At 41.2% G+C, this 23,116-nt stretch carries 23 protein-coding genes; 19 read left to right on the forward strand and 4 right to left on the reverse strand.

Translation table 11 applies throughout. The features are described 5' to 3' along the window. Positions 1-163 precede the first annotated feature (163 nt). From ACN6KS_RS12665 to ACN6KS_RS12695, 7 genes are all read left to right on the forward strand, one after another. Complete coding sequence (locus tag ACN6KS_RS12665) at positions 164-1,555, forward strand: ABC transporter substrate-binding protein (protein ID WP_440962121.1); 1,392 nt, start codon at positions 164-166, stop codon at positions 1,553-1,555. A 126-nt stretch (positions 1,556-1,681) separates the two neighbouring features. Then, positions 1,682-2,578, forward strand: a complete 897-nt coding sequence (locus ACN6KS_RS12670) for a carbohydrate ABC transporter permease (RefSeq protein ID WP_440962122.1) — start codon at positions 1,682-1,684, stop codon at positions 2,576-2,578. A 12-nt stretch (positions 2,579-2,590) separates the two neighbouring features. After that, the gene (locus tag ACN6KS_RS12675; protein ID WP_440962123.1) at positions 2,591-3,478 is read left to right on the forward strand and encodes a carbohydrate ABC transporter permease; all 888 of its coding nucleotides are present in this window, start codon (positions 2,591-2,593) and stop codon (positions 3,476-3,478) included. 56 nt (positions 3,479-3,534) lie between these two features. Further along, positions 3,535-4,452, forward strand: a complete 918-nt coding sequence (locus ACN6KS_RS12680; RefSeq protein WP_440962124.1) for a dihydrodipicolinate synthase family protein — start codon at positions 3,535-3,537, stop codon at positions 4,450-4,452. Between the two features lie 5 nt (positions 4,453-4,457). Next, positions 4,458-5,141, forward strand: coding sequence for an N-acetylmannosamine-6-phosphate 2-epimerase (locus ACN6KS_RS12685; RefSeq protein ID WP_440962125.1), 684 nt, complete (start codon positions 4,458-4,460; stop codon positions 5,139-5,141). A 19-nt stretch (positions 5,142-5,160) separates the two neighbouring features. After that, positions 5,161-6,156: an ROK family protein gene (locus tag ACN6KS_RS12690; RefSeq protein ID WP_341134576.1), complete on the forward strand. Its 996-nt coding sequence runs from the start codon at positions 5,161-5,163 to the stop codon at positions 6,154-6,156. Between the two features lie 196 nt (positions 6,157-6,352). Continuing rightward, positions 6,353-7,768 carry a GNAT family N-acetyltransferase gene (locus ACN6KS_RS12695; protein WP_440962126.1) on the forward strand — a complete coding sequence of 472 codons (1,416 nt, stop codon included), beginning with the start codon at positions 6,353-6,355 and terminating at the stop codon, positions 7,766-7,768. 402 nt (positions 7,769-8,170) lie between these two features. Here the strand turns inward: ACN6KS_RS12695 and ACN6KS_RS12700 are convergent, their stop codons facing one another. Then, positions 8,171-8,701, reverse strand: a complete 531-nt coding sequence (locus ACN6KS_RS12700; RefSeq protein ID WP_341134578.1) for a GNAT family N-acetyltransferase — start codon at positions 8,699-8,701, stop codon at positions 8,171-8,173. A 278-nt stretch (positions 8,702-8,979) separates the two neighbouring features. Between ACN6KS_RS12700 and ACN6KS_RS12705 the strand changes: the two genes are divergently transcribed. Together ACN6KS_RS12705 and ACN6KS_RS12710 are read left to right on the forward strand one after the other, a co-directional pair. After that, positions 8,980-10,176 (forward strand): copper amine oxidase N-terminal domain-containing protein, encoded by a 1,197-nt coding sequence (locus ACN6KS_RS12705; RefSeq protein WP_094868642.1) that lies wholly within the window; start codon positions 8,980-8,982, stop codon positions 10,174-10,176. Positions 10,177-10,360: 184 nt separating this feature from the next. Continuing rightward, a complete protein-coding gene (locus tag ACN6KS_RS12710; protein WP_076121390.1) occupies positions 10,361-10,549 on the forward strand; it encodes a hypothetical protein in 189 nt (62 codons plus the stop codon). A 117-nt stretch (positions 10,550-10,666) separates the two neighbouring features. On the opposite strand, the gene ACN6KS_RS12715 is transcribed toward ACN6KS_RS12710, so the two are convergent. After that, on the reverse strand, positions 10,667-11,956 hold the full coding sequence (locus ACN6KS_RS12715; protein ID WP_094868643.1) for an adenylosuccinate synthase: 1,290 nt from the start codon (positions 11,954-11,956) through the stop codon (positions 10,667-10,669). A gap of 113 nt (positions 11,957-12,069) precedes the next feature. Here ACN6KS_RS12715 and ACN6KS_RS12720 point away from each other — a divergent pair, with 113 nt between their 5' ends. From ACN6KS_RS12720 to ACN6KS_RS12745, 6 genes are all read left to right on the forward strand, one after another. Then, complete coding sequence (locus ACN6KS_RS12720) at positions 12,070-12,948, forward strand: LysR family transcriptional regulator (protein ID WP_094868667.1); 879 nt, start codon at positions 12,070-12,072, stop codon at positions 12,946-12,948. A gap of 45 nt (positions 12,949-12,993) precedes the next feature. Next, on the forward strand, positions 12,994-14,229 hold the full coding sequence (locus ACN6KS_RS12725; RefSeq protein WP_440962127.1) for a molybdopterin-dependent oxidoreductase: 1,236 nt from the start codon (positions 12,994-12,996) through the stop codon (positions 14,227-14,229). Between the two features lie 225 nt (positions 14,230-14,454). Beyond that, on the forward strand, positions 14,455-15,201 hold the full coding sequence (locus ACN6KS_RS12730; RefSeq protein WP_306440470.1) for a hypothetical protein: 747 nt from the start codon (positions 14,455-14,457) through the stop codon (positions 15,199-15,201). A 13-nt stretch (positions 15,202-15,214) separates the two neighbouring features. Beyond that, complete coding sequence (locus ACN6KS_RS12735; RefSeq protein WP_094868645.1) at positions 15,215-16,903, forward strand: vWA domain-containing protein; 1,689 nt, start codon at positions 15,215-15,217, stop codon at positions 16,901-16,903. Positions 16,904-16,927: 24 nt separating this feature from the next. Next, the gene (locus ACN6KS_RS12740) at positions 16,928-18,067 is read left to right on the forward strand and encodes a toxic anion resistance protein (RefSeq protein ID WP_440962128.1); all 1,140 of its coding nucleotides are present in this window, start codon (positions 16,928-16,930) and stop codon (positions 18,065-18,067) included. 126 nt (positions 18,068-18,193) lie between these two features. Beyond that, complete coding sequence (locus ACN6KS_RS12745) at positions 18,194-18,916, forward strand: sensor domain-containing protein (RefSeq protein WP_094868647.1); 723 nt, start codon at positions 18,194-18,196, stop codon at positions 18,914-18,916. 86 nt (positions 18,917-19,002) lie between these two features. Here the strand turns inward: ACN6KS_RS12745 and ACN6KS_RS12750 are convergent, their stop codons facing one another. After that, complete coding sequence (locus tag ACN6KS_RS12750) at positions 19,003-19,791, reverse strand: tyrosine-protein phosphatase (RefSeq protein WP_440962129.1); 789 nt, start codon at positions 19,789-19,791, stop codon at positions 19,003-19,005. A 213-nt stretch (positions 19,792-20,004) separates the two neighbouring features. On the opposite strand from ACN6KS_RS12750, the gene ACN6KS_RS12755 reads away from it, so the two are divergent. After that, complete coding sequence (locus ACN6KS_RS12755; RefSeq protein ID WP_094868649.1) at positions 20,005-20,826, forward strand: DUF2785 domain-containing protein; 822 nt, start codon at positions 20,005-20,007, stop codon at positions 20,824-20,826. Between the two features lie 88 nt (positions 20,827-20,914). Here ACN6KS_RS12755 and ACN6KS_RS12760 read toward each other — a convergent pair whose 3' ends face one another. After that, entirely contained in the window at positions 20,915-21,643 is a 729-nt protein-coding gene (locus tag ACN6KS_RS12760) for an SDR family oxidoreductase (RefSeq protein WP_440962130.1), read from the reverse strand. Between the two features lie 155 nt (positions 21,644-21,798). Here ACN6KS_RS12760 and ACN6KS_RS12765 point away from each other — a divergent pair, with 155 nt between their 5' ends. The 3 genes from ACN6KS_RS12765 (at position 21,799) to ACN6KS_RS12775 (ending at position 23,116) form a co-directional block, all read left to right on the forward strand. Further along, on the forward strand, positions 21,799-22,137 hold the full coding sequence (locus tag ACN6KS_RS12765) for a winged helix-turn-helix transcriptional regulator (RefSeq protein WP_341134585.1): 339 nt from the start codon (positions 21,799-21,801) through the stop codon (positions 22,135-22,137). Between the two features lie 75 nt (positions 22,138-22,212). Further along, positions 22,213-22,611, forward strand: a complete 399-nt coding sequence (locus tag ACN6KS_RS12770) for a hypothetical protein (RefSeq protein WP_440962131.1) — start codon at positions 22,213-22,215, stop codon at positions 22,609-22,611. A gap of 142 nt (positions 22,612-22,753) precedes the next feature. After that, positions 22,754-23,116 (forward strand): BlaI/MecI/CopY family transcriptional regulator, encoded by a 363-nt coding sequence (locus ACN6KS_RS12775; RefSeq protein ID WP_094868653.1) that lies wholly within the window; start codon positions 22,754-22,756, stop codon positions 23,114-23,116.

Below are 23,116 nucleotides of genomic sequence, written 5' to 3' on the forward strand. Positions count from 1 at the left end.
GTAATGTATTATAACATTGAAGAGGTACAGTTTGAAGGGATATGTCAGAAAAGAACCCTAAAAGTAAAAGGAGTGGGATTCTCCTGAATTTGCAATTGATTTATGATTAGCGCAAGGAATAAGAGCCGTACTTTATTCCACAAAAAATAATTGGGGGTAGCACATGAAAGCAATGAAAAAAGGGCTAATGAGTATTGTTGGTGTCGCACTTTTAGGTACACAGTTAGTTGCATGTGGAAATACGAACACAGCGAATTCAGCAGTTACACCAAGTAATAATGCTGACAAGACAGAGCCCGCAGCAACTGAAGTTGCTGCTAAACCAGTAGAAATTACTTGGTGGAATTTTCCGAGCTTTCAAGCTTTAGATGGTGAAGTAGGCAAGTATGAGAAGGAAATCATTGCAGCTTTTAATGAGAAGAATCCTGAAATTAAAGTTAACCTTGAGATGATCACCTTTGAAGGCGGCCCAGAAAAACTGAATGTCGCAATTGCTTCGAATACTGCACCCGATGTGATCTATGATGCGCCTGGACGGATTATCGATTGGGGTAAAAAGGATTTGCTTGCACCGCTTAACGACATGGTGACGGATGAAGTGAAGAATGATATTTCAGAAGCTTTTTGGAAGCAGTCAAGTGTAGGCAACAACATCTTTATGTACCCGATCAACACAGCACCTTTTATGATGGCTGTTAATAAGTCTATTTTTGAAAAGATTGGCGCGCTAGATTTACTTCCTCTGGATAAGGAAGATAGAACCTGGACGTTTGAAGAATATAATAAGGCGTTGGAAGCCGTAAAAGAAAAGGCACCAGACGTTATTCCTACAGGATTCTTCGCGAAGAGCCAAGCTGGAGACCAAGGCACTCGCGCTTATCTTGCTAACTTAGGGGTATCCCGATTCTTAAATGAAGATAACTCAGCAGTCGCTATCAATACTGATAATGCTGCTAAAGCGTTAGATTGGATTGTCCAAGCTACGAAAGATAAACTCAGTGTCTCCGGTGCAGCTTCACTTGCGGCTGCTGATGTGAACGACTTATTCCTGCAAGGGAAATTGGCCTTTACACTTAACTATTCCGCGGTACTAAAAGCACAGAACGTATCTAAAAAAATGGTACAGTTCGAAGACATTCTCCTTCCATTCCCTACACTAGATGGTTCGGAACCTAAGCTTGAGCCTTATCTGGGTGGTATGGCTGTATTCAATAATGGGGATGAGGCTAAAATCGCAGCATCCAAAAAGCTGATTGATTTTATTGCTAATGATCCTGTATGGGGTAAGAAAAACTTGATTCAAACAGGAGGTCTCTCGGTTCGTAATTCGATTACTGGTCTTTATGACGATCCAGAATATAAATACGCTGAATATGCTCGTAAGTTTACGACAGATGCACCAACGATTGCCGATGGGTATGCAGATATTCGTACGTTCTGGTTCCCTGAATTACAACGTGCTTTAACTGGAGGCGCAACCGGCAAGGAAGCTTTGGATAGTTTTGCTACGAAGGCTAACGAAGCGATTACTAAAGCAAAAGCAGCTATGAAATAAAAAGTGAATGGTGTTTAAAAGAATAGAGTGCGGGAAGCACTCTATTCTTTTTAAAAAAATGAATATTTACAAGCTAAGCACCTTATAAATATCATTATTTTTCATCAGAGAAATGGGGAGAAGGTTGTGGGGACAACGGTACGCAAAATTAAAGGTTATGTGATACGCGACTGGATGATGAGTTATCTTTTCTTATTACCAGCGTTTGGATTTTTTCTTCTGTTTGTAGCCTACCCGATGATAAAAGGGGTTTATATTAGTTTCTTTGATTACTCGTTGAGAGATTTTAGCTTTATTGGTCTCGATAATTATATTTCTTTATTTAAAGATGATAATTTCATGAAGTCCATGGGAAATACTTTATTACTCGTAGTGATCACTGTACCAATCGTGATTATCTTTTCACTGTTTGTTTCAATGAATATCTATAAGAAAAAAGAGTTTGCCAGATCATTTTTCCGCGGTGTGTTCTACTTGCCAGCCGTATCTTCGGTCGTAAGTATCACCGTTGTGTGGGGCTGGATTTATCATCCCAACTATGGAATTCTGAATTATTTAACAGGTTTGTTTGGACTGGAGCCTGTTTCATGGCTAGGGGATACAAGAACCGCGTTACTTGCGATTATTGTGGTTTTAATAACGACTTCTGTAGGGCAACCGATCATTTTATATGTTGCATCTATTGGTAACATTCCTACCTCTTACATTGAAGCAGCAGAGATTGATCGAGCAACCCCTTGGCAAATTTTCCGGAAAATATTATGGCCGATGCTGATGCCAACGAACTTATATATTATCGTGATTACCACGATTAATACCTTTCAGTGCTTTGCACTGATTCAACTCCTTACCTCAGGTGGACCTGTATATAGCACCTCAACCGTTATGTATGGTGTATACGAACAAGCCTTTATGTTAGGTCATTTCGGATATGCCTCAGCCATGGGTGTCATACTCGCAATTGTAATTGGGATCATTTCTATCATTCAATTCAAATACTTTGGCAGCGATGTTGAGTATTAAGGAGGGGACAGCATGAATTCTACAAATCCACTAGAACTGAAAGCACCTATTGTCCGGCCTAAGAAAGCAAGCGTATGGAAAAAAGAATTAACAATACCAAAAATAATAGCTACCATCCTGTTGATATTGGCTACACTATTTTTTATCTTTCCTTTTTATTGGGTAGTTTCAGGGGCCTTTAAACTTCAAACGGTAGCCACGACTATCCCACCGGAGTGGTTTCCATTAAAGCCGACGCTTCAGAACTGGACAGAATTATTTAAGAATCCCGTAGAACGCTGGATGTTTAATAGCTTTATTATTGCTTTTGCAGAAATGGCTGCGATCTGTATTGTCTCTTCCTGCGCCGGATATGTTCTCGCAAAGAAATCATTTCCAGGACGAGGAATTCTCTTCACGATGTTTGTTGCCGCTATGGCATTGCCTAAGCAAGTGATTCTCGTTCCACTGTTTACGATGTTAGCTGACTTTGGTTGGGTCAATACGTATAAAGGGCTTATTTTACCGGCAATTGGTTGGCCATTTGGAGTTTTTCTGATGAAACAGTTCGCGCAGACGATTCCGGGTGAGCTGATTGAAGCGGCTAAAATTGACGGTAGTTCTGAAATTCGATTATTTGGAACGATCATTTTACCGTTATTAAAACCAGCAGTTGGTGCACTAGCCATATTCACCTTCATCACTTCGTGGAACGATTATTTCAGTCAGCTTATTATGACGAGATCAACTTCGATGATGACCTTGCCTCTTGGGGTAGCGACACTTCGAGGTGAATTTACAACGAACTATGGACTGCTAATGGCAGGAGCTGCGTTAGCTTCGATTCCTATGATTTCCATTTTCTTAATGTTTCAAAAAGCATTCACACAAGGAATTACGATGGGCGCTGTTAAAGGTTAGTTTCTCATAACAACGTAAATTAACAATAGTGATTTAAACGACGGAGGCTATTATCTATGAAATTATATGATCTTGAAGCTTTTAAAGGCATTATTATCGCTTTGTACTCCAGTTATGATGCCGAGGGGAATATCAATAAAGAAGGGGCGCGGAAATTAGCTCGTCATTATGCTTCTACAGGTGTGAAAGGTCTTTATGTTGGCGGAAGCTCAGGCGAAGGCATGCTGCAATCGGTAGAGGAACGCAAACAAATGCTCGAGGCAGTCATAGCAGAAGTAGGAGATGAGCTTACGATCATTGCTCACGTAGGTGCTCCATCTACAAGAGACAGTGTTGAGCTAGCTGCACATGCTGAATTAGTTGGCGCACATGCGGTATCGGCTGTTCCAGCGATCTATTACCGCCTATCTCCGGATAGTGTTGAAAGTCATTGGCAAGCGATTATTGACAGCACCTCGCTTCCATTTATGATCTATCACATCCCGCAAACTACAGGTTTTCAATTATCGAAAAGCTTGCTGATCAAGATGGCAGCTCAGGTTAAAGTGATCGGGGTGAAAATTTCGGCGGAGAGCACATTTGAGCTTCAGCAGTTTAAAGTCGCAGGCGGGAAGGATTTTTTAGTATTGAATGGACCGGATGAGCAGTACTTGGCTGGCCGCAGTATCGGGGCTGATGGCGGGATTGGTGGAACCTATGGGGTTATGCCTGAGCTATTTTTAAAAGTTGAACAATGTTATGGGCAAGGTGATATGGCTGAGGCACAGAAATGGCAGTTCATCATCAATGATCTCATTGTAGAATTATTATCCTTTCCATCATTATATGGTGCATGTAAAGCAATTCTGAGTTTGCGTGGATTTGAAACGGGCCTACCGAGAATGCCACTTCTACCCATCAAGGCTTCGGATCAGGATCGGGTGGAAGCTCTCAACAATAGAATATTAGAGTATATTCTTGAAGCGAAGGGATAGGGTTAATGATGACTCGAATGAGCGATATCTTTCCGATGAAAGGTCTGATCGTTTCATGTCAGGCACTTGAGCATGAGCCGCTTCATGGTGGAGATACAATGGCAAAAATGGCAAGGGCGGCGGTTCAATCAGGGGCAATTGGAATTCGGACGAATGGGGTTCCAGATATTCTAGCTATTAAAGAAGAAGTAAATGTACCGGTCATTGGACTTATTAAACGGGATATTCCCGGATCAGCCATATTTATTACGCCAACTCTGGATGAGGTGAAAGCAATCGTGTCCGCAAAAGCGGATATTGTTGCATTAGATGTTACGAATCGGGAAGGTCGCTTATTGTCGGTTCAGCCACTAATCGCATATGCCCATCAAATGGGTGTGCATGTAATGGCAGATATATCGACCTTGGAGGAGGGACTGGCAGCGGAAGAATTAGGTGTAGATTTTATTGGTACAACACTTTCGGGCTACACACCATACAGTACACAACAAGAAGGACCAGATCTTGTCTTGCTTCAGCAATTATGCGAGTTCGTGAAGATTCCGGTAGTTGCAGAAGGGCGTATATGGACACCTGAAGATGCGGCGAGTGCTAAGAGGGCTGGGGCATCTTATGTAGTTGTAGGAAGTGCGATTACAAGGCCACAGTTAATCACTTCACGATATGTCAAAGCCGTGATCGATTGCTGAGACTTAAGGAGGCGAGTCCGTGTTAAAAGATTATGATCCTCTAATGGAATATGCGGTCGGTGTGGATATCGGGGGAACGAAAATTAATGCTGGACTCGTTACACCACAGGGAGATGTAGTACATACTGTAAGTCTGAGTACAATGGCTGGGTTTACGAAGACCGTGGACCGAGCTATTCAGGCTATTCAAAAGCTTATGAGTGAAGTTAATGCGATGCACGCAGGCATTCAGTTTAAAGGGATTGGTGTAGGAACTGCAGGACAAATCGATTGGGAGTCGGGGAGTATTCGCGCTGCCTCTGAGCTTATTCCTGGCTATGCTGGGACAGCTTTGAAAGCGTTGCTTCAGAATCAGTTCCAGCTTCCGGTAATCGTAGATAATGACGTGAATGTACTGGCATTAACAGAGAAATATTTAGGTTCTTGTATAGGTGTAGAAGATTTTATTTGTCTTGCCCTTGGAACGGGTGTAGGCGGAGCAATTATTGTAGAAGGTCGCCTTGTTCATGGTTCTTGGGGCGGGGCTGGAGAGTTAGGGCATATGTCTGTAGATTTCAACGGCCCGGCTTGCGTTTGTGGTGGGAGAGGCTGCTTAGAACATTATGCCTCAGGAACAAGCATTGCTCGTCGCATGCAGGAAAAACTAACTACACACAGCTTGCCACTTTATAACTTAGATTCACGGGAAGTGATCACGAGATGGAGATCAGGAGAGCATCTAGCAACAGAAGTAATGGAAGATACAACCGCTGCGCTTGGTTCAGCTATCGCTTCATTTATTCATATATTTAACCCGAAGGTCATTGTTATTGGTGGTGGAGTGGCTGAAGCTGGTGAGTTATTATTCGAAGGAATAAGAAGAGAAGTGGGCAGGAGAACGATGCCCGCGATGCTGGATAAGGTTCGAATTGAAGCAGCCTATCGTGGGAATTCCTGTGGAATGATCGGTGCGGCATTACAGGTCTGGGAGTACGGGGTTCCATCCCTTTCTTCTTATAATAAAGGCTTTATCTAAATCTCTTGATTAAATAGAATAATTTACCGATAATGTTAAAGGGATGAGAAGAAAGGTCAAATCTTTCTGAGGTCTCTAATCCGTTTAAAGGGAGTGATGATGTTTGAGTACGAACAACACCACAATGAAGTCCGAGAGAGGTCAGTATTCGTAAGGGAAGAACACCTCTCAATGACTACGGGAGGCACTATCGGAAATGATGACATTAATGAATATGGTACGGGGAACTGAGAACGATCTACCTGCCAAAGAGATGATCAAGTATTGGAATCATGAGCCTGGAACTTTGAAGCTTGTGAGAGCAAGCAGCAATTTTATTTATACGTTTCAATGGAATAGTAAGCACTATTATTTAAGGTTTACTCACGAAGAGGATAATAGCGCAGAGAATATTCAGGCTGAACTAGATTTTATGATGTACTTATTGGAACAGGGCTATGAGACTGTAGCACCAGCACGCTCCAAGCAAGGGAAGTGGATTGAGACCCTTTCAACTGGTAATGGCAAATATCACGGGGTTGTTTTTGAACAAGCCCAGGGGGAGTACGTTCCACTTGAAAAGATGTCGGAGCTGCAGTTCCAACATTGGGGTCAAACGCTCGCGCGACTGCATAATTTCTCCGAAACTTATGCTCCGAGCACACCCGCGCGTAAAAGCTGGGTCGATTCTCTTCAATTTATTTTATCCGTATTAAGAAGACACCCCGAGGAGCATAAAGCGCTTAAGGAATATGAACGAATTGAGGCGTGGCTAAGTGAGCTCTCTTTTGGCGTTGGACATACGGGGCTGATCCATTTTGATTTTGAGACCGACAATATCTTTTATATGAAAGAGAAATCTCGATATAGTGCGATCGACTTTGATGACTCTATGTATCACTGGTTTGCGATGGATATCACATCAGCGTTGAGAGATCTATCCAAGCAGAATGATGAGGAGAGCAAGAAGAACATCGATCATTTTATTAATGGCTATAGATCTGTAAAGCGTCTGGATGATGAATATATCAAGCTATTGCCAGAATTCCAAAGATTCTCTGATTTATATGGATTCGCTAGGTTGCTTCGGAGTTTAGAGAATTTGGACGTTTCTATTAGTCCAGAATGGGCACTACAGCTTAAATCGAAATTAGAAGGAATCTGTGATCGTATTCGGGATGGCTTTCATCCACATATTGCGCTGAAGACAATTACTGAGAATAACTGGTATGCCTGCACGCAATTAGAGGTGTCCAATGAGCAAAAAACAGTTTTTCCTGTACCGGTAGTCTATTGGTTAGCAGAATCGGCTTATTGCGGAATGACTCCGCTGGCTTTATACGCAGATGAAGAATTGGTAGGCTTCTCAGTATATTCCGTAGATCCAGAGGATGGAAGTAATTGGATTATGGCTTTTATGATTGATCAGAAATATCAGAAATATCAGAATAGAGGATTCGGTAGAACCGGAATGGATGCCTTGATTCGAACTATAAAAGCGGAACATCACTGCGACAAAATCGTTATTGGGCATCGAATAGAAAACGAACGTGCTTCGAACTTATATACATCCCTTGGATTCGTTGAAGTAAGCAGGAATGAGGTTGAAGTTGTACGTGAGTTGATAGTGTAAAGAGAAAAGAGGCCGTTCCAAAAGTAGTTTTTTTACTACTTGGGAGTGGCTCTCTTCTTGTTATCCTGTAAATGACGTTCCAAATGATGATCCAAGTGAAGCCCCAATAGAACAATTAGGGAATTTCTCCCTAAAATTAAGAGGTTATTGGTCAGTAGACTGATAATCAGGGAAAAATTCCCTTAAATTCCTCTGATTTGATGAAAATCAAAGGGATTAGCCTAATTTATAGGGAGGAATTCCCTAATTTCATTCATTATTAGTGAATACCGATTATTAATAGGGAGTTTTTCCCTAATTAGTGTTAATACATCAAGTGAGAGCCTGTTGCTTGGATTATCATATGAAAAAAGCTGTCTCATAAGTAGCGTTCACTACTTATGAGACAGCTCCCTTTAAATATTAGGTCCACTCTTGTTCCAAAGCGGAATAAATAATCTCGTTGCACCATTGTTGATTACAGAATCTAGTTTCTCTAAGTACCCCGTCCTTAATCATCCCTGCTCTAATCATTACTTTCTCTGACTGAATATTCTCTGCATTGGCATAAGCAACTACTCTATGTACATTAAGAGATTTAAAAGCGTATCCAATCAGCGTCTTTACCGCTTCAGTTGCATATCCCATTTTCCAATAGTCCGGGAGTAGGACCCAACCCATTTCCCATTCTCTGATTTCTTCCCAGTTTAACTTGATACTGATATTACCGATGGGCTTCATATCCGGCTTTCTACATATTGCAAGATCATAATATTGCCGTGGATCATTTGTTGCTTGAGACAAGATCGAAAGGAAGTCATTTTTAATTTGTTGGGCATCAGGTGCAGTGTTCTCATACTTGTAGGATAGGGGATTTTGTTCTAGTTCTTCATAAAAAGAAGAATCACTGCTTGTATACCCTCTTAATATTAATCTGTCAGTTATTAATTCCACGAAGATAACACTCCTAGTCTAAGTCTTTGATTTGTGTCTCATATACAATGATTGTTAATAGTTATCTCAGATGATCACTCCTAATTTAAGTTTATAAATGGTAGACTCTGTAATGCTTGCTCTGTAATTTCTTGTAGATTCATCTGATTCCCTTTATTTTTCATAATATTTACACATTATAAAAATATAAGATCACTAATCTTCCATTTTTATCTACTAAAATAGTGGAATTGTGATAAAGTAATAATGGTTTATTTACTAGAGGAGGATTTTGGGAAATGAAAGCTATTAAATGGAGTATTGCAGCAGTACTAGCAGTATCTATGTATGGTCCAATTCATACAGCGAAGGCAGCAGATGCAAATAGCACAAATGTAGTGAACGAACAGTCAATTTCTAGCACGGATGATTTGATTTTTCAAATGGATTATACGGAGATGACTGTTGGTGACAAGGTACCTGTGCAGATTTTTGCAAAAGGGCCAGATGGCTCATCCGATCGTGTTCCTTTGTCTCAAGCAGATATGGTGATCGAGAAGCCTTACTTATTGCAAAAGCTGCCAGATGGCTCAATGAAAGCAATAGCCGTTGGTGAAACAAATGTAACCGTACGTTCAGGAACTAATTCCAAAACGTTAAAGGTATCTATCAGTGCTGATAAGGACATCGAAACAGGTGTATTAATCAGTGGCACGATGTATTTGCCTGTACAATCCACATTTAAGAGCTTGGGTGCAACTATTCAGACTAACACAGCCACTAAGACCTTTAGCATTCGTCTGGGAGATTTGCCTATCCAGCTTCAGCTAGGCAGTGATATTGCTATGGTGAATGGGAATAAGGTGAAGATGTCTGGTAAAGTGCAAACCGTGGATGGAGGAGCTGTATTCCCTGCAACCCTCTTAAAAACTTCATTGGGAGCAGTGTTGGACTTTGGTGCTCATTATGAGTCTTTGAACATCAATTTCGGTAAAGCGGAGTTATTTGCGTATACGAAAAATACGTTAAAAATAGCTAAAAGAGAATCTCAAGGGGATCTCGCTAAGCTAATCGGAAAGACTTATTGGTTCAACCAGTTTGACTCCGACTATAAATTCCAAAAAGCAACGATTGTTGATATTCTAGTGAACGACGATAATGAGTTTGCGATTTCTTTTAAATTGGCATCAGGTAAAGTTGTGGAGACTTATGATATGGAATATGATCAGGTCACTCGCGTTCTAGCAAACAAAGAGTATTTCTTTACGTCTGATCCTACCAAAATCTATAAATGGTCAAATGCAACATGGGCTAAAATTAAGGCAGGTAAAATTTCGACAGGAATGACCAAGCAGCAAGTAGAACTAAGCTGGGGAACCCCTATCGACAAATCAAGTCTATCCGGAAGTGGAATTACTGTAGAGACTTGGCGGTATGGAAATTATAACTATGTTACCTTTACGAATGGTGTTGTCTCCATGATTTACACGAACTAAGTTATCTATATCTATCCGATTCTAAACAATAGGACGTCTTCATTCTCGAAGGCGTCTTTTTTATATTCAACAGGAACTTTTGAACGTCTTTAATCATACAACCTGTCCTTGCAGCATATCTTTTGAAAGAAGCACTTTCAGAATGAAGTGTTGACTATTGTTGACCGAAATGAGGGGTTCATTCATGGCAAAGTCAAAACGTGGACATGCACTATGGAGTTTACCATCCAGGGGGAGGGGGACTTGTCCGGTCTGTCAGAGCACACGGATCAAACTGCTTTATCCAAAAAGAAAAACGGACGGGTCAGTCGTTAAGGTCTGTAAGCGTTGTGACAAGGCACCACAGACGAAAGTGGATGCAGTATTGGTGTAAAAAAGTAACGCAAGGATGCCTAGTTGCAGCTATATGCATATTGCATGTAGGTACAACTAGGCATCCTTATTTTGAAATATAAGAAAGTATACATTTCACACTATGCTGGGTATGAAATTATTTCAGCGTACGATGAATGACCTGATCACGTCTAGGTCCCACAGAAACAGTAGAAATACGTATTCCAATAGACGTTTCAATAAAGTCCACGTAACTTTTAGCTTGCTCTGGCAGCTCGTCGAAGTTCGTGATATGGGAAATATCGCAGTTCCAGCCAGATAAATGCGTTATTATCGGTTTTGCTGTGTTTAGCTTATTTGTTGCTGGAAACTTGTCAGTGATATCCCCATTTTCAAGTTCATAGGCAACGCAAACCGGAATCTCATTCAAATAACCAAGAACATCCAGATTGGTCAACACAACCTCCGTTGCACCTTGCATCAGGCATCCATAACGTGTAGCTACAGCATCAAACCAACCCATACGTCTAGGACGACCCGTAGTTGCTCCGAATTCCCCAGCATCGCCACCTCTTGTGCGAAGTTCATCCGCTACAGGGCCTTCTAATTCAGATACAAAAGGTCCGGCACCAACACAACTGGAATATGCCTTCGTTACAGCGATAACATTCGTGATGGCAGCCGCAGGTAGACCCGCGCCGACAGGTGCATATCCGGCAAGTGTCGATGATGAGGTAGAGTAAGGATAAATCCCGTGATCAGGATCACGCAGAGCGCCTAACTGCCCTTCAAGCAGAATCGTCTCATCTTTTGCATAAGCTTCTTGCAGTATTTCTGTTGTATTGGCAACGTATGGTGTCAATTGCGCAGCTTCCTTTTGCAACTGAGCCATTAATTCCGAAACTTGGAAAGGGGCTTTCTTATACAAATGTTCGAGCAATATGTTTTTTGAAGCAAGTAATTGTTCGAGACGTTTCTCAAGTTGGATAGGATCAAATAAATCCGCAACCTGTATGCCGAGCTTGGCATATTTATCCGCGTAGAATGGCGCTATCCCTCGCTTGGTTGAACCGAACCCTTGTGATCCAAGTCGTTCCTCTTCCAGCTCATCAAAACAACGATGGATCGAGAGTACGATTTGAGCACGCTCAGATACGTACAACTTCGGTTTTGGAACCCCTCTATCTGCTAATGCCTGCAATTCCTTTACTAATACTTCTGTATCAAGTGCTGTTCCTGGTCCAATAATGTTTGTAACTGAAGGGTAAAATACACCAGAAGGCAGCATATGAAGCGAAAATTTTCCATACTGGTTAATGATGGTATGACCAGCATTACTTCCACCCTGAAAACGAACTACATAGGAGGATTGAGCGGCTAATACATCCGTCATCTTCCCTTTGCCTTCATCTCCCCAGTTAGCTCCTACAATTGCGATTACGGTCACGTAATTACCTCCCAAGCTTGTGATTGGCTACAGGTCTAAGTATAATGCTAGATATAACATTAGAAAAATTGATATATGTAATATCTATTATAAGGTGAGGTAATGACTTGGGAATGGACATTAACTTGGAATGGTATCGCTCTTTTTATTGGGTAGCACAAACAGGCAGCTTAACTGCGGCAGCAGAACGGCTGAATATCACACAACCAGCGGTGAGTCACACGATTAAGCAATTGGAAGAAAAGATGGGCGGACCCTTATTTTTTCGTACCTCTAGAGGGGTGGATCTAACAACAGAAGGAAAAGTACTGCTGCGATTCATTGAGCAAGCCTTTCAGAATGTGGAGATGGGTGAGCGGGCGATAGCTGAAATGAACAATTTAAATAGCGGGGAGATTCATATCGGTGCAAGTGATACCCTCTGCAAATATTACTTGTTATCTTATCTCGAGCAATATCATGAACAATATCCTAGCGTACGTATTCATATTACGAATCGAACAACACCGGAAACGCTCACGCTTTTAAAAGAAGGTAAAATTGATTTCGGTATCGTTAGCTTACCGGCATCAGACAAACAGATTGAATTTCGTAAGAGTACACGGCTCCAAGATTGTCTTGTAGGAGGCAAGGGCTTCCGTCATTTAGCGGATAATACAATGCCGCTTTCAAACATCAAGCAGTACCCATTATTATTTCTAGAGCCAGGAGGCAGCACAAGAAAGTACATAGATGGGTTTCTTGCCTCCAATCATGTGACGATAACACCAGAGTTTGAACTTGGCAGTGTAGATCTTCTTGTTCAGTTCGCTTTGCGTGGCTTTGGTTTAGCTTTTGTTATTCGTGATTATGTAAAGGAAGAATTAAAAAGTGGGGAGCTTGTAGAAATTCCTTTAGATCCGCCATTTCCGGAGCGTAACATCGGGATAGCGACGCTTCGAGGGGTTCCTCTCTCTGCTGCATCAAAGTCCTTTCTAACCTTATTGGACTAAATTAATTCGGATTCGGGATCATACACATGAGGAGGAGGCTAAGCTATGAGTGATATACTTGGTCGGCTACGCAAGGGATACGGGAAAAAGCTGCGTTCACTTCACACCTGGAACGGCTGGATCGTCGTGATATTGGCCTTGACTGGGCTTGTGCTAGTAGGCGGTTTCTGGCGAGGTTTCCTTGGTGAAGGCAGGGTATGGATTAAAGGCTTGCATATTGTGGTAGGAATCGCATCTATCCTTCCAGTGATCTATTATCTTCTGCTGGCCAGTAAACATTGGAAACAGCTAAAGGAAAAACCTTGGCAGCGGTTTAATGTACTTGTTGTGCTTTTTCTGTTGCTTGGGTGGTTCGTTTCTGGCGTATTGTTGTGGCAATTTCGTGCGGTAGGACCGCAAGTATCTAATCTTGCATTGGTCGTTCATGATGTCCTGACATGGATTGGACTGCCTTACATTATCTATCACTCATTGACTCGTGTGAAGTGGCTGAAGGAGCCGAATCGTCGGACCATCAAGAGCGAGGGGAATGTCATTACAACATCTCAGAATACTCCGCAGCCAGTCTATACACGTAGAGCTTTCATTCGAGGGACGATCGGTGTAGGGCTTGCCCTTACAATCGGACCCTCATTTGTAAAATGGTTAGGCAGCTCGATTGGTAACATAGGTGGTAGCGAAACGATCGATAAATTAATCGAGAATGATCGCAATCAGCTGTTGCCAGCACCGCAGCCACTGGCAGCATCTTCACCGCCTCTTGGAGGTGGATCGCAGGGTCAATTCCGTGTTTATACTGTAACCCCTATTCCTGAGTTCACGAACGATAATTGGTCCTTTAAGTTGGATGGTCTTGTTGATCAGAGCTTTTCATGGAATTGGGAGCAATTCGTTCAGTTGCATCGGACGGTTCAAGTGAGTGATTTTCACTGCGTGACAGGTTGGTCCGTCTATAAGAATACCTGGGAGGGCATCAAGTTGAAGGATCTTCTGCAACGGGCTGGTGTGAAGTCTACTGCAAAGACAGTGAAGTTCTACTCAGGGGATGGGGTATATACTGATACTCTTACATTGGAACAAGCGGATATGGACGATGTTATGGTCGCGGTTATGCATGACGGGAAACCGATTCCAAGCGATCTCGGTGGACCGGTTCGGCTAATTGTTCCCAAAATGTTCGCTTACAAGTCAGTGAAGTGGTTGAACCGGATTGAACTGATCGAGGGAGAGCATACAGGATATTGGGAGCAACGAGGATATTCGAATGACGCTTGGGTATGAAAATGAGATTTTAACCTTAATGGGCTTTGGGCCTGTTAAGGTTTTTTTGTGATTAGGGATGTAAACACAGAAATATTTCCATATATATAGAAGTGAATCAACGAGGGGCATAGATCATCTGCGGAAAATTAGTTTTTTTGTAAATAAAAGGAGTATGGTGAGTTAGTTTCTGATAAAATAAAGCAAATGATGGAAAAAGTTACCGGATCGGTTAGGGAGGTGTTTATGTTGAACGGTGCAAGATCCGTAAAGCTATTAGGACTTATAGTTGGCGTGGTGTTACTGAATATTATTGTTTTGTCACCAGGGCTATTAGGGCTCGAAATTGGGGGAGTAAGTGTTCTAGAGACCTCCTTTGGCGTGACATTAGTAGTGATCAGTCTTCTCGTTGTCCTCTATGGAAGTTATAATTTGCTGTTTAAACCTTCGGTGGCTCCACCTGTAAAAGAGATAAAGACGCATGAGGATTATATAGTAGCGCTATCGCAATACAGAAATGTAAAGGTGCTGAAGAAGGACATTACGCTGGCTTTGGATCAGGTCATTCGGATGGAAAAGAAGAAAAACACGTTAATGGTTGTCCTTGGTCAGAGATTTGAGCAGTCGGAGTTAAGCTTTAAGAAGTTTATGGCAGTTAGTTGTGAAGTAGAGAAGCTCTTCTATTTGAATATCCGAGGGATTCTTAATAAGTTGAGTGTTTTTGACGCTTCAGAATTCACTCTTTTTGCCAGCCAGCAGAGAACTGCGCAGTTCTCAGAAAAACTGGTGCAGAAAAAAACAGCTCTTTACCATGAGTATTTGGCTTATGTAACGGGGTATCTCGGAGCAAACGAAGAAATTTTGCTGAAGTTAGATCAATTGCTACTTGAAATATCGTTACTAGACAGCACGAATTATAAAGATGTTGAAGAAATGCCTTGTATGAAGGAGATCGATGAATTGATCAAACAGACGAAATTCTATAAGCAATGAAAGGGCGATGCGAATGGCTAGGAAAGGGAGAACATTTCTTGTACTCGGAATTATAACTGTAGTCGTTTTTGCACTTGTATATTTTGGGATCACCTTAACATCTAATTTAGGCAAATCCACTAGTGAGGTCTCAACGGAAGATGCAGGTAAACAACTGGATAAACTTTATAAAAAAATTAATGTAAACACCGCAGAGCAGGTCAAAGGACAAATCGACCTTGATCCTGTAGCGATTGGTGATTCCTTGCCGGATATTTCTAAATTTCCTATATCAGTAACCAATACAACGGATAGCTTTGTCGAAATCTTTTCATCCACAGAGAAATCAGGAACGGGTAATGATGGATGGCTTAATGAAGTGGCGACAGATTTTAATAGTTCGAATATAGAAGTGAACGGATTACCTGTTTCAGTAAAAATTCGCAATATTGCTTCAGGAACAGCGACGGATTACATAAGGTCTGGTAAATATATACCAGATGCGTTTACACCATCCAATGAGTTATGGGGTGAGATGGTGAAAGCAAACGGCATCAAAACGCAGCTTATAACCAATCGTCTGATTGGCAATGTTGCTGGTATTGTTACGAACAAAACGAAATATGATGAGTTAGTCGAGAAATACGGTTCTTTGAACGTCAAGACGATCACAGATGCAATAGCGAATAATGAATTATCTATGGGCTATACGGATCCTTTTGCCAGCTCAACAGGTCTGAACTTTCTTGTGACTGCACTTGGGACGTTTGACAGTTCTAATTTGCTTGGAGAACAAGCGGTTCAGGGCTTTGAGAAATTCCAAGCCAATGTCCCATTTCTCGCGTCGACGACTTTACAAATGCGCGAAGCGGCTAAAACTGGAAAGCTGGATGCATTTGTCTTAGAGTACCAAATTTTCGCAAATGCTCCTGAACTGAAGGGGAGCTATGTATTTACTCCTTTTGGTGTAAGACATGACAGCCCCCTTTACGCATTAGGTGATCTACCACAAGAGAAGCTGGACATTATTGAAAAATTCGCGGAGTTTGTTGAAAAGGATAAATACCAGCGTTTAGGTGAGGAAAAAGGCTTTAACGGACTGAATGACTATCATTCGGAAGTTAATCCAGTGGATGGAAATCTATTATCCTCGGCGCAAAAGCTGTGGAAAGAGAAGAAAAACGGTAATAAGCCCATTGCAGCAGTATTTGTAGCCGATGTTTCAGGTAGCATGAACGGGGAGCCTTTAAATCGTTTAAAGCAATCATTATTAAATGGACAGAAATACTTAGGCAAAGATAATAGTATTGGTTTTGTTTCCTACTCCGATAACGTTACGATAAATCTTCCAATTGGCAAATATGACACGAATCAGCAGTCGATGTTTGTTGGGGCGATAGATGGTCTTCAGGCGAATGGGGGAACAGCGACTTTTGATGGAATTGTGGTGGCGCTCAAAATGCTTCAAGACGAAATGAAGATAAACCCGGAAATCAAACCATTAATCTTTGTATTAAGTGATGGAGAGACGAATGAAGGTCATTCACTGAATGATATCAGGGGCTTAATTGAAACCTACAAAATTCCGATTTACACCATTGGCTACAACGCAAATATTAAAGCACTGGAGAGCATTTCAAGTATTAATGAAGCAGCTAACATCAATGCGGATACAGATGACGTAGTCTATAAAATCGGTAATCTACTTAATGTCCAAATGTAAGTTAAATTTGTTAGGAGGGGTTCTATGTCTTTCACGATGGAAGTGGTAAGTCCAGAGAAATTGAAATCCGCGATTGAAGCTCAGGTTAAACCTGAGCCAGAGGAAGTAACGCAACTGAAAGAAATGGCCATAACCAATGTCTCAACGATTTTGGAGCTGGATTTAGAGTCATTGGATAAACGAAAAGAAGTACTGCAATCCATAGACAGCTTCGGAATGAGCACCATGAGATCATCTTCAGACAAGAACTCTCTTTTACAAGTTTCTGTCGGGAATTTATCGAAAACAGGGGATGAAGGTGGGCAAGTTGCTAAGGGTTTAACAGAGCTCAATCTCCAGTTGAAAGATCTAGACCCAAGCGCTGTGGATTTTGCTAAAAGTGGTCTTCTAGGCAAGTTCTTTAATCCATTACGGAGTTATTTCGCGAAGTATCAAAAGGCAGACGCTGTAATCTCAGATATTATCCTTTCTTTAGATAAAGGTAAGACCGTATTGAAAAACGATAACACAACGTTAGAGTTCGAGCAGCAATCACTTAGAGAGCTCACTAAAAAATTACAGAAGGAAATTCAGCTCGGTATGCTGATGGATCAGGAGATTGAGGCTCAACTAGAAGCAGCTAAGCTACGCAATGAGGACGAAGAAAGAGTAAAGTTCATAACAGAGGAGGTTTTGTTTCCTCTACGGCAGCGTGTGATGGATCTCCAACAGATGCTGGTAGTGAATCAGCAAGGAATTATGGCGATTGAAGTAGTCATACGAAATAATAAAGAGCTAATCAGAGGAGTAGACAGAGCCAGAAATGTTACGGTTTCTGCCCTGAAAATCTCCGTTACGGTGGCCAGTGCACTCTATAATCAACGAATTGTTTTGAAAAAAATTGAACTCTTAAACCAAACGACCAACACGCTAATAAGCGGCACCTCAAAAATGTTGAAAGATCAGGGGGCGGCAATCCATAAACAATCCCTAGAATCAAGTATTTCTGTAGATACTTTAAAACAGGCATTTACAGATGTGCTATCTGCTTTAGATTCGATAAGTACGTATAAGCAGGAAGCTCTTCCTAAAATGCGTGAAACCATTAACCAGTTCAGAGAGCTGGCAGATAGCGGAGAACAGCAGATCGTGCGGCTCGAGAAGGGAAATAAGCTGGGCTTGTAGCTGTTACCGGTCTAAAGCCATCCTAGCCTTTAGTCTGGTAAGACTCCGGTCCTAAGACTGTTTTGAGCCTTCTTATTCTCACGTATAATGAGATTAATTGATAACGTGAGAGGAAGGACATAAGAAATGAATGATAAGTTGTATACAATGCCGATCGGAGCGGTAGATTCCATGCAGATTCCCGTAGAATCGAAATCACAATCTAAACCAGGCAAACGTCGATCAAGTCCCAAGACCTATCGAAGTATGTTGTATTTTATAATCTCTTTGCCGATTACGATAGTATATTTCGTGTTTATGGTGACAGGGTTAGCGTTATCCATTGCGTTAACACCAATTTTTATCGGTATTCCCTTATTTTTCGCAGTAGCTAAAGGGTTAGACTACATTGTGAAATTTGAGCAGGAGCTAGTAAGATCACTGCTGGATATTCCAAGACCGAATGAAGAGCGTAGAACGGATATGAAGCAAGAGGGAGCGGGCTTCCTGCAACGCATGAAGTTAGGCTTTGATGGTTCAAAGTTTGCACGTAACATTATGCTGATTATGGGACGATTCGTATCCAGCATTATCTTCTTCTCATTAACGATAACTGTGGTAGCGGCTGCGCTCGGTCTGATCACACTACCTGTGTTACATCAGATTTTCTTGCAAACGATGGATTTGAATATTTTGGAGAATAGTGTGTTTGCCTTATTTAATATCGACTGGACATTATCTCAGCAATACATTTCCTATGTTGTAGCGGGACTCGTCGTTTCTGTGATCGCAACTTGGGTGATTAAATCGTTGATGGATGTACAGCGTAGAATGTTGTTTGTATCCTACGAGGAAGAACGTCAGTATTAAATGGAAAGAAGCGTAGCTCTTAAAGAGCTACGCTTCTTCTACTTTAATCGCTATCTTAATGGATTAGTCCATGGCTCAATAAGTTATTAAGCTTCTAAACAGTAGGCTTGTAGCTGCTTGCGCTTATCAGCAGTCATGCCGAATTCCTGTTCGAGGAAAATCTCTACACTTTTATAACGCGCGTCGATGGCAGAGAAAATGGCTTCCATGAATTCTCTGCGCAGTATAAGCGCAGCCATAACAGTATCGACTTCCTTAGGTGACAAATGCTGTGAGGCTTGCTTTTTTATTTGCTCATTCAAAGGACCAAGTGTCTGATTGGAGAGCAAGTAGTCTTCTATAATCGTCTCTCTTGGAACCCCAAGTGCCAGGAAGATGAATGCTGATCCTACGCCAGTGCGATCTCTTCCACCGGCACAATGATGCAGGATACTGAATTCATCTGGAAGCATAATAGTTGCCATAAGTCGTTTGAAGGAAGGGTTATTAAAGGCCATATCCAAATACATATTAACCAAAAAGTCTGTCGTAAAAAGTTCAAGGAATCCAGAACGAACCACATCTCTCATGTCTCCAGGCACCTCTTGCTTTAGTGCAGGTACACAAATGTTATTAACTCCTGGAATGACTGGATCTGGTTTTAAACGGATTTCTTCTATTCCCCGATAATCAAATATGGTCTTTATCCCCAGTGATTTTAAGAGTTTTATATCTTGATCGGTCATTCCTGTTAATTCGGCTGATCGAAAAAACAAACCGTATTTGACTCTACGGCCATCTGAGGTGGTGTATCCGCCCATATCTCGGAAATTGAGGACGCCTTTAAAGGGGATAACACGATGCTTAGAATCTGTTGTACCTAGTTTCTGGTTCATTTTCGTACCACCTTTGGTTGGTTATTGAATAGGCTATTCTAAAATGTGAAAAGGGTGTCGCTTAACAATAAAAGTTTGCCCATAATACTATATATAGTACCATGATAAATACCAACAACCCGAAAGGATAGTGTGACATTTTATAAACTAATATCTCTGTTAATTGTCGCGCTATTGCGCTGTATACGGAAATTTCTAGTAGGAGTGTGTAAAATGAATTTAAAAGAAAAGTTGATAGTAATAAAAGAAAATGGCTACCAAGCACCTCCCGATACCAACCAGTTGATACAAGAAATGATACATAACATCGGTTCTGTGGATGCCGAGCTGCGTGATGACCTGATTTATACAATCTTATCACATTGGATTCCTGGTAATTCTCTAACTGCAAATGAACTAGAACAACTTCTTCCAGTTATTTTGGATCATAACCATTTGCATTTTAAGCTTGGTGAAACAAATACAGACGCTGTCTTTACTCGATCTTTCTCAATGCTAGTCATACCACTCGTCTTAGAGAGACATAGAGAATCACCATTTCTCTCAAGAGAGCAAATTCATCAGATAAAAGAGAAAGTATTTTACAATGTACAAGAAGAGCGAGATTACCGCGGGTATGATGAAGAAAAGGGCTGGGCTCATGCCATAGCCCATGCAGCAGATGCTTTAGATGATTTAGCTCAAAGCTCCGAACTGGATAACAATGACCTCAAAACGATTCTCCATTTGGTTTATGAAAAGATGATCATAACAGATCGAATTTACTCCGATGGGGAAGATGAGAGAATGGTAAGACCCATAATTAGTATTTTAAATAGAAAAATAGTTAGTCAGACTGATGTAGAGCAATGGATTCAAAGCTTTGGTGATGTGGAGAAAAGTTCAGAGTTTCTTCCTGCCTTTAGGCAAAAAAATAATATAAAGAACTTTCTGAAAAGTTTATACTTTCGAGTGAAATTTTATAAAGTAGATGCCGATCTCTGCCCAACTATCGAGCATACATTATATAAAGTAGAAAAAGTATACTATTCCTAATTAAGAAACAAGTGAGGAACGATTCAGGCGCTTACATAGGATTAAGTTTATTAAAAAAAGCCCCAAAATATATGGGCTTTTTTATTTTTCATCGCAAAATATAACCCCCATCAGGAAATAGGGTGCTTCCCGTAGTATAGTTATTAGTCATCAAATAAAGGGCTGTATGTGCTGCTTCGTCGGCATGCCCTACCCTGCCAAGGATATTCATATTTGTATATTCATCGTAGGACTTGTCTCTAGTTTCTTGTTCTGCTCCTATCCAATTAAAGTTGGTATGAATGGTGCCTGGGGAGATAACATTTACTCGAATAGGAGCCAATTCTACAGCCAATGCTTTTCCCAGACTCTCAATCGCGCCGTTACAAGCTGCATAGGAGGCACCATCGGCAAGTGGTCGTTGACCGAATGCGCCAGACATCAGAACAATAGAGCCTGTTGCGTTTATATAGGGGATCGCGTATTTCACAGCATTATACTGAGGCCAGAACTTTGCATTAAAGCAGCTATGAGCAATCTCTAAGCTTGAAGTAATTGGTCCTCTAACATAGGAGGCGCCGGGAGTGAACAAATGATCGAAGTTGCCGGTTTTTTCGAAAAATGACTTTAAGTCTTCTTCATTTTGATTATCAAGCGAATGAATTTCGTTAGATTCGGACCCTAGAAATTGTTGGGCTTTTTCTAATTTTTCTTGTGAACGCCCGGCGATTATGACATATGCGCCTTGTTCAACCGCTTGTTTGGCAGTCGCGAGCCCAATTCCGGAGCTTCCTCCGATAATGACGATTCGCTGGTTTTTTAATGAATTCCTGGACATTTTTATCTACTCCGTTCATAGTTAAATGGACTTTTAAGTTCTGTTTTTTATTATTAGGTATAAAAGAAATTCTGCACAGTACGCACTTTTTTCGTACTAGGTACGATTGTTCGTACTAGCTGTTAAATAGAATAACTATCGAAAGAGATGATCACATGGATTTACTGGAGCCGAGATTGGCCGGAGTGCTTACAACGCTTGATAAGATCGGTGGAAAGTGGAAGCCGCTCATTTTATTTATTTTATTGATAGATGGTACCAAACGATTTGGCGAACTCAGGCGGATTATTCCAGAGGTCTCTCAAGGGACATTAACTAAGCAACTACGGGAGCTTGAAGAGGATCAACTTATCGATCGTGTGATTTTTCATGAGCTTCCATTGAGGGTGGAATATAGTATTTCAGAACATGGCAAATCACTAATTACTGTTTTGGATAGCATGTGTGGCTGGGGAAGGATGCATCAGGAGTATTTAAATAATATAAATAAGTAAGGGGCGGACATTATTATAAATACTATTTTGCAGGACCCAACGGGTCAGGCCTATAAGACGCTGATACAGGTAGCTATGGAAGTATGTGATGAATTTATTTTGGTCAAACGTGATCAGATGGAGTTAGAGCCAGAAGGATATGAACTATTGGAACGGTTACAGCCTTTTCTCAAAGAGATCGTCAAAGATGATTATTGGCCTGGGACTCGGCTTATGGGGCATTGTGCAGATGTTTATTTTTTTAGATGTTCACCGGATGCGGTCGATATTTTACTATCCTATTCTACGAGCTTATACTCATGGGTGCAGACTAGGGTGCCTGATGATCTTTGTTTTTTAAGACAGGGGCAACCGTGGTTAATCAATACAGCTCATGAGCGAGAAAGCCATATTGTAACTGATGTAGAAGAGGAGCTGAACAGACTAGAAGAGGGCGGACTATTGTTCCGTGACTTATCTGTGTTTTACCCTTAATAAAGGTAGCAAAGAGGCGATGTTTACAAAGACAGAGTCTCTTTTTTTTCTGGAAATATTTTGTAGACAAAACGGTCTACAAGTTGTAAACTCTAATTCAAATGGAAGGTCTAGGAATTGTAGACCAACGGGAGGTGCAAGGTTGAAGGATCTCAGAATGACCGAAATGGAAGGGAAATTTGCGGAATTAATATGGGACCACGAACCGATTCCTTCAGGGAATCTGGTGAAGTTATGTGAATCCGAGCTCAACTGGAAGAAATCTACGACGTATACGATGTTAAAAAGACTTGAAGCTAAAGAGATTGTTAAAAATGATAATGGTGTGGTAGGTTCTCTTATTAAAAAGGATGACTTTTATGCGGAGCAGAGCAAGGCGTTTGTGAAGGAAACCTTCGGCGGTTCGTTACCCAAATTTTTGGCTGCTTTTACAAAGAGTCGGAAATTAAGTGAAAGCGAAATTGATGATGTTCTAAGACTAATCCATGAGCATAAGGAGGAGTAA

Source organism: Paenibacillus nitricinens, from assembly GCF_052056485.1.
GTDB classification, from domain to species: Bacteria; Bacillota; Bacilli; order Paenibacillales; family Paenibacillaceae; genus Paenibacillus_AQ; species Paenibacillus_AQ nitricinens.

Coding starts and splice junctions, on each gene's coding strand:
- ACN6KS_RS12665 (WP_440962121.1), top strand. CDS start 164: ATGAAAGCAATGAAAAAAGGGCTAATGAGTATTGTTGGTGTCGCACTT.
- ACN6KS_RS12675 (WP_440962123.1), top strand. CDS start 2,591: ATGAATTCTACAAATCCACTAGAACTGAAAGCACCTATTGTCCGGCCT.
- ACN6KS_RS12680 (WP_440962124.1), top strand. CDS start 3,535: ATGAAATTATATGATCTTGAAGCTTTTAAAGGCATTATTATCGCTTTG.
- ACN6KS_RS12685 (WP_440962125.1), top strand. CDS start 4,458: ATGATGACTCGAATGAGCGATATCTTTCCGATGAAAGGTCTGATCGTT.
- ACN6KS_RS12695 (WP_440962126.1), top strand. CDS start 6,353: ATGATGACATTAATGAATATGGTACGGGGAACTGAGAACGATCTACCT.
- ACN6KS_RS12705 (WP_094868642.1), top strand. CDS start 8,980: ATGAAAGCTATTAAATGGAGTATTGCAGCAGTACTAGCAGTATCTATG.
- ACN6KS_RS12710 (WP_076121390.1), top strand. CDS start 10,361: ATGGCAAAGTCAAAACGTGGACATGCACTATGGAGTTTACCATCCAGG.
- ACN6KS_RS12720 (WP_094868667.1), top strand. CDS start 12,070: ATGGACATTAACTTGGAATGGTATCGCTCTTTTTATTGGGTAGCACAA.
- ACN6KS_RS12725 (WP_440962127.1), top strand. CDS start 12,994: ATGAGTGATATACTTGGTCGGCTACGCAAGGGATACGGGAAAAAGCTG.
- ACN6KS_RS12730 (WP_306440470.1), top strand. CDS start 14,455: ATGTTGAACGGTGCAAGATCCGTAAAGCTATTAGGACTTATAGTTGGC.
- ACN6KS_RS12735 (WP_094868645.1), top strand. CDS start 15,215: ATGGCTAGGAAAGGGAGAACATTTCTTGTACTCGGAATTATAACTGTA.
- ACN6KS_RS12740 (WP_440962128.1), top strand. CDS start 16,928: ATGTCTTTCACGATGGAAGTGGTAAGTCCAGAGAAATTGAAATCCGCG.
- ACN6KS_RS12745 (WP_094868647.1), top strand. CDS start 18,194: ATGAATGATAAGTTGTATACAATGCCGATCGGAGCGGTAGATTCCATG.
- ACN6KS_RS12750 (WP_440962129.1), bottom strand. CDS start 19,791: ATGAACCAGAAACTAGGTACAACAGATTCTAAGCATCGTGTTATCCCC.
- ACN6KS_RS12755 (WP_094868649.1), top strand. CDS start 20,005: ATGAATTTAAAAGAAAAGTTGATAGTAATAAAAGAAAATGGCTACCAA.
- ACN6KS_RS12760 (WP_440962130.1), bottom strand. CDS start 21,643: ATGTCCAGGAATTCATTAAAAAACCAGCGAATCGTCATTATCGGAGGA.
- ACN6KS_RS12765 (WP_341134585.1), top strand. CDS start 21,799: ATGGATTTACTGGAGCCGAGATTGGCCGGAGTGCTTACAACGCTTGAT.
- ACN6KS_RS12770 (WP_440962131.1), top strand. CDS start 22,213: ATGGAAGTATGTGATGAATTTATTTTGGTCAAACGTGATCAGATGGAG.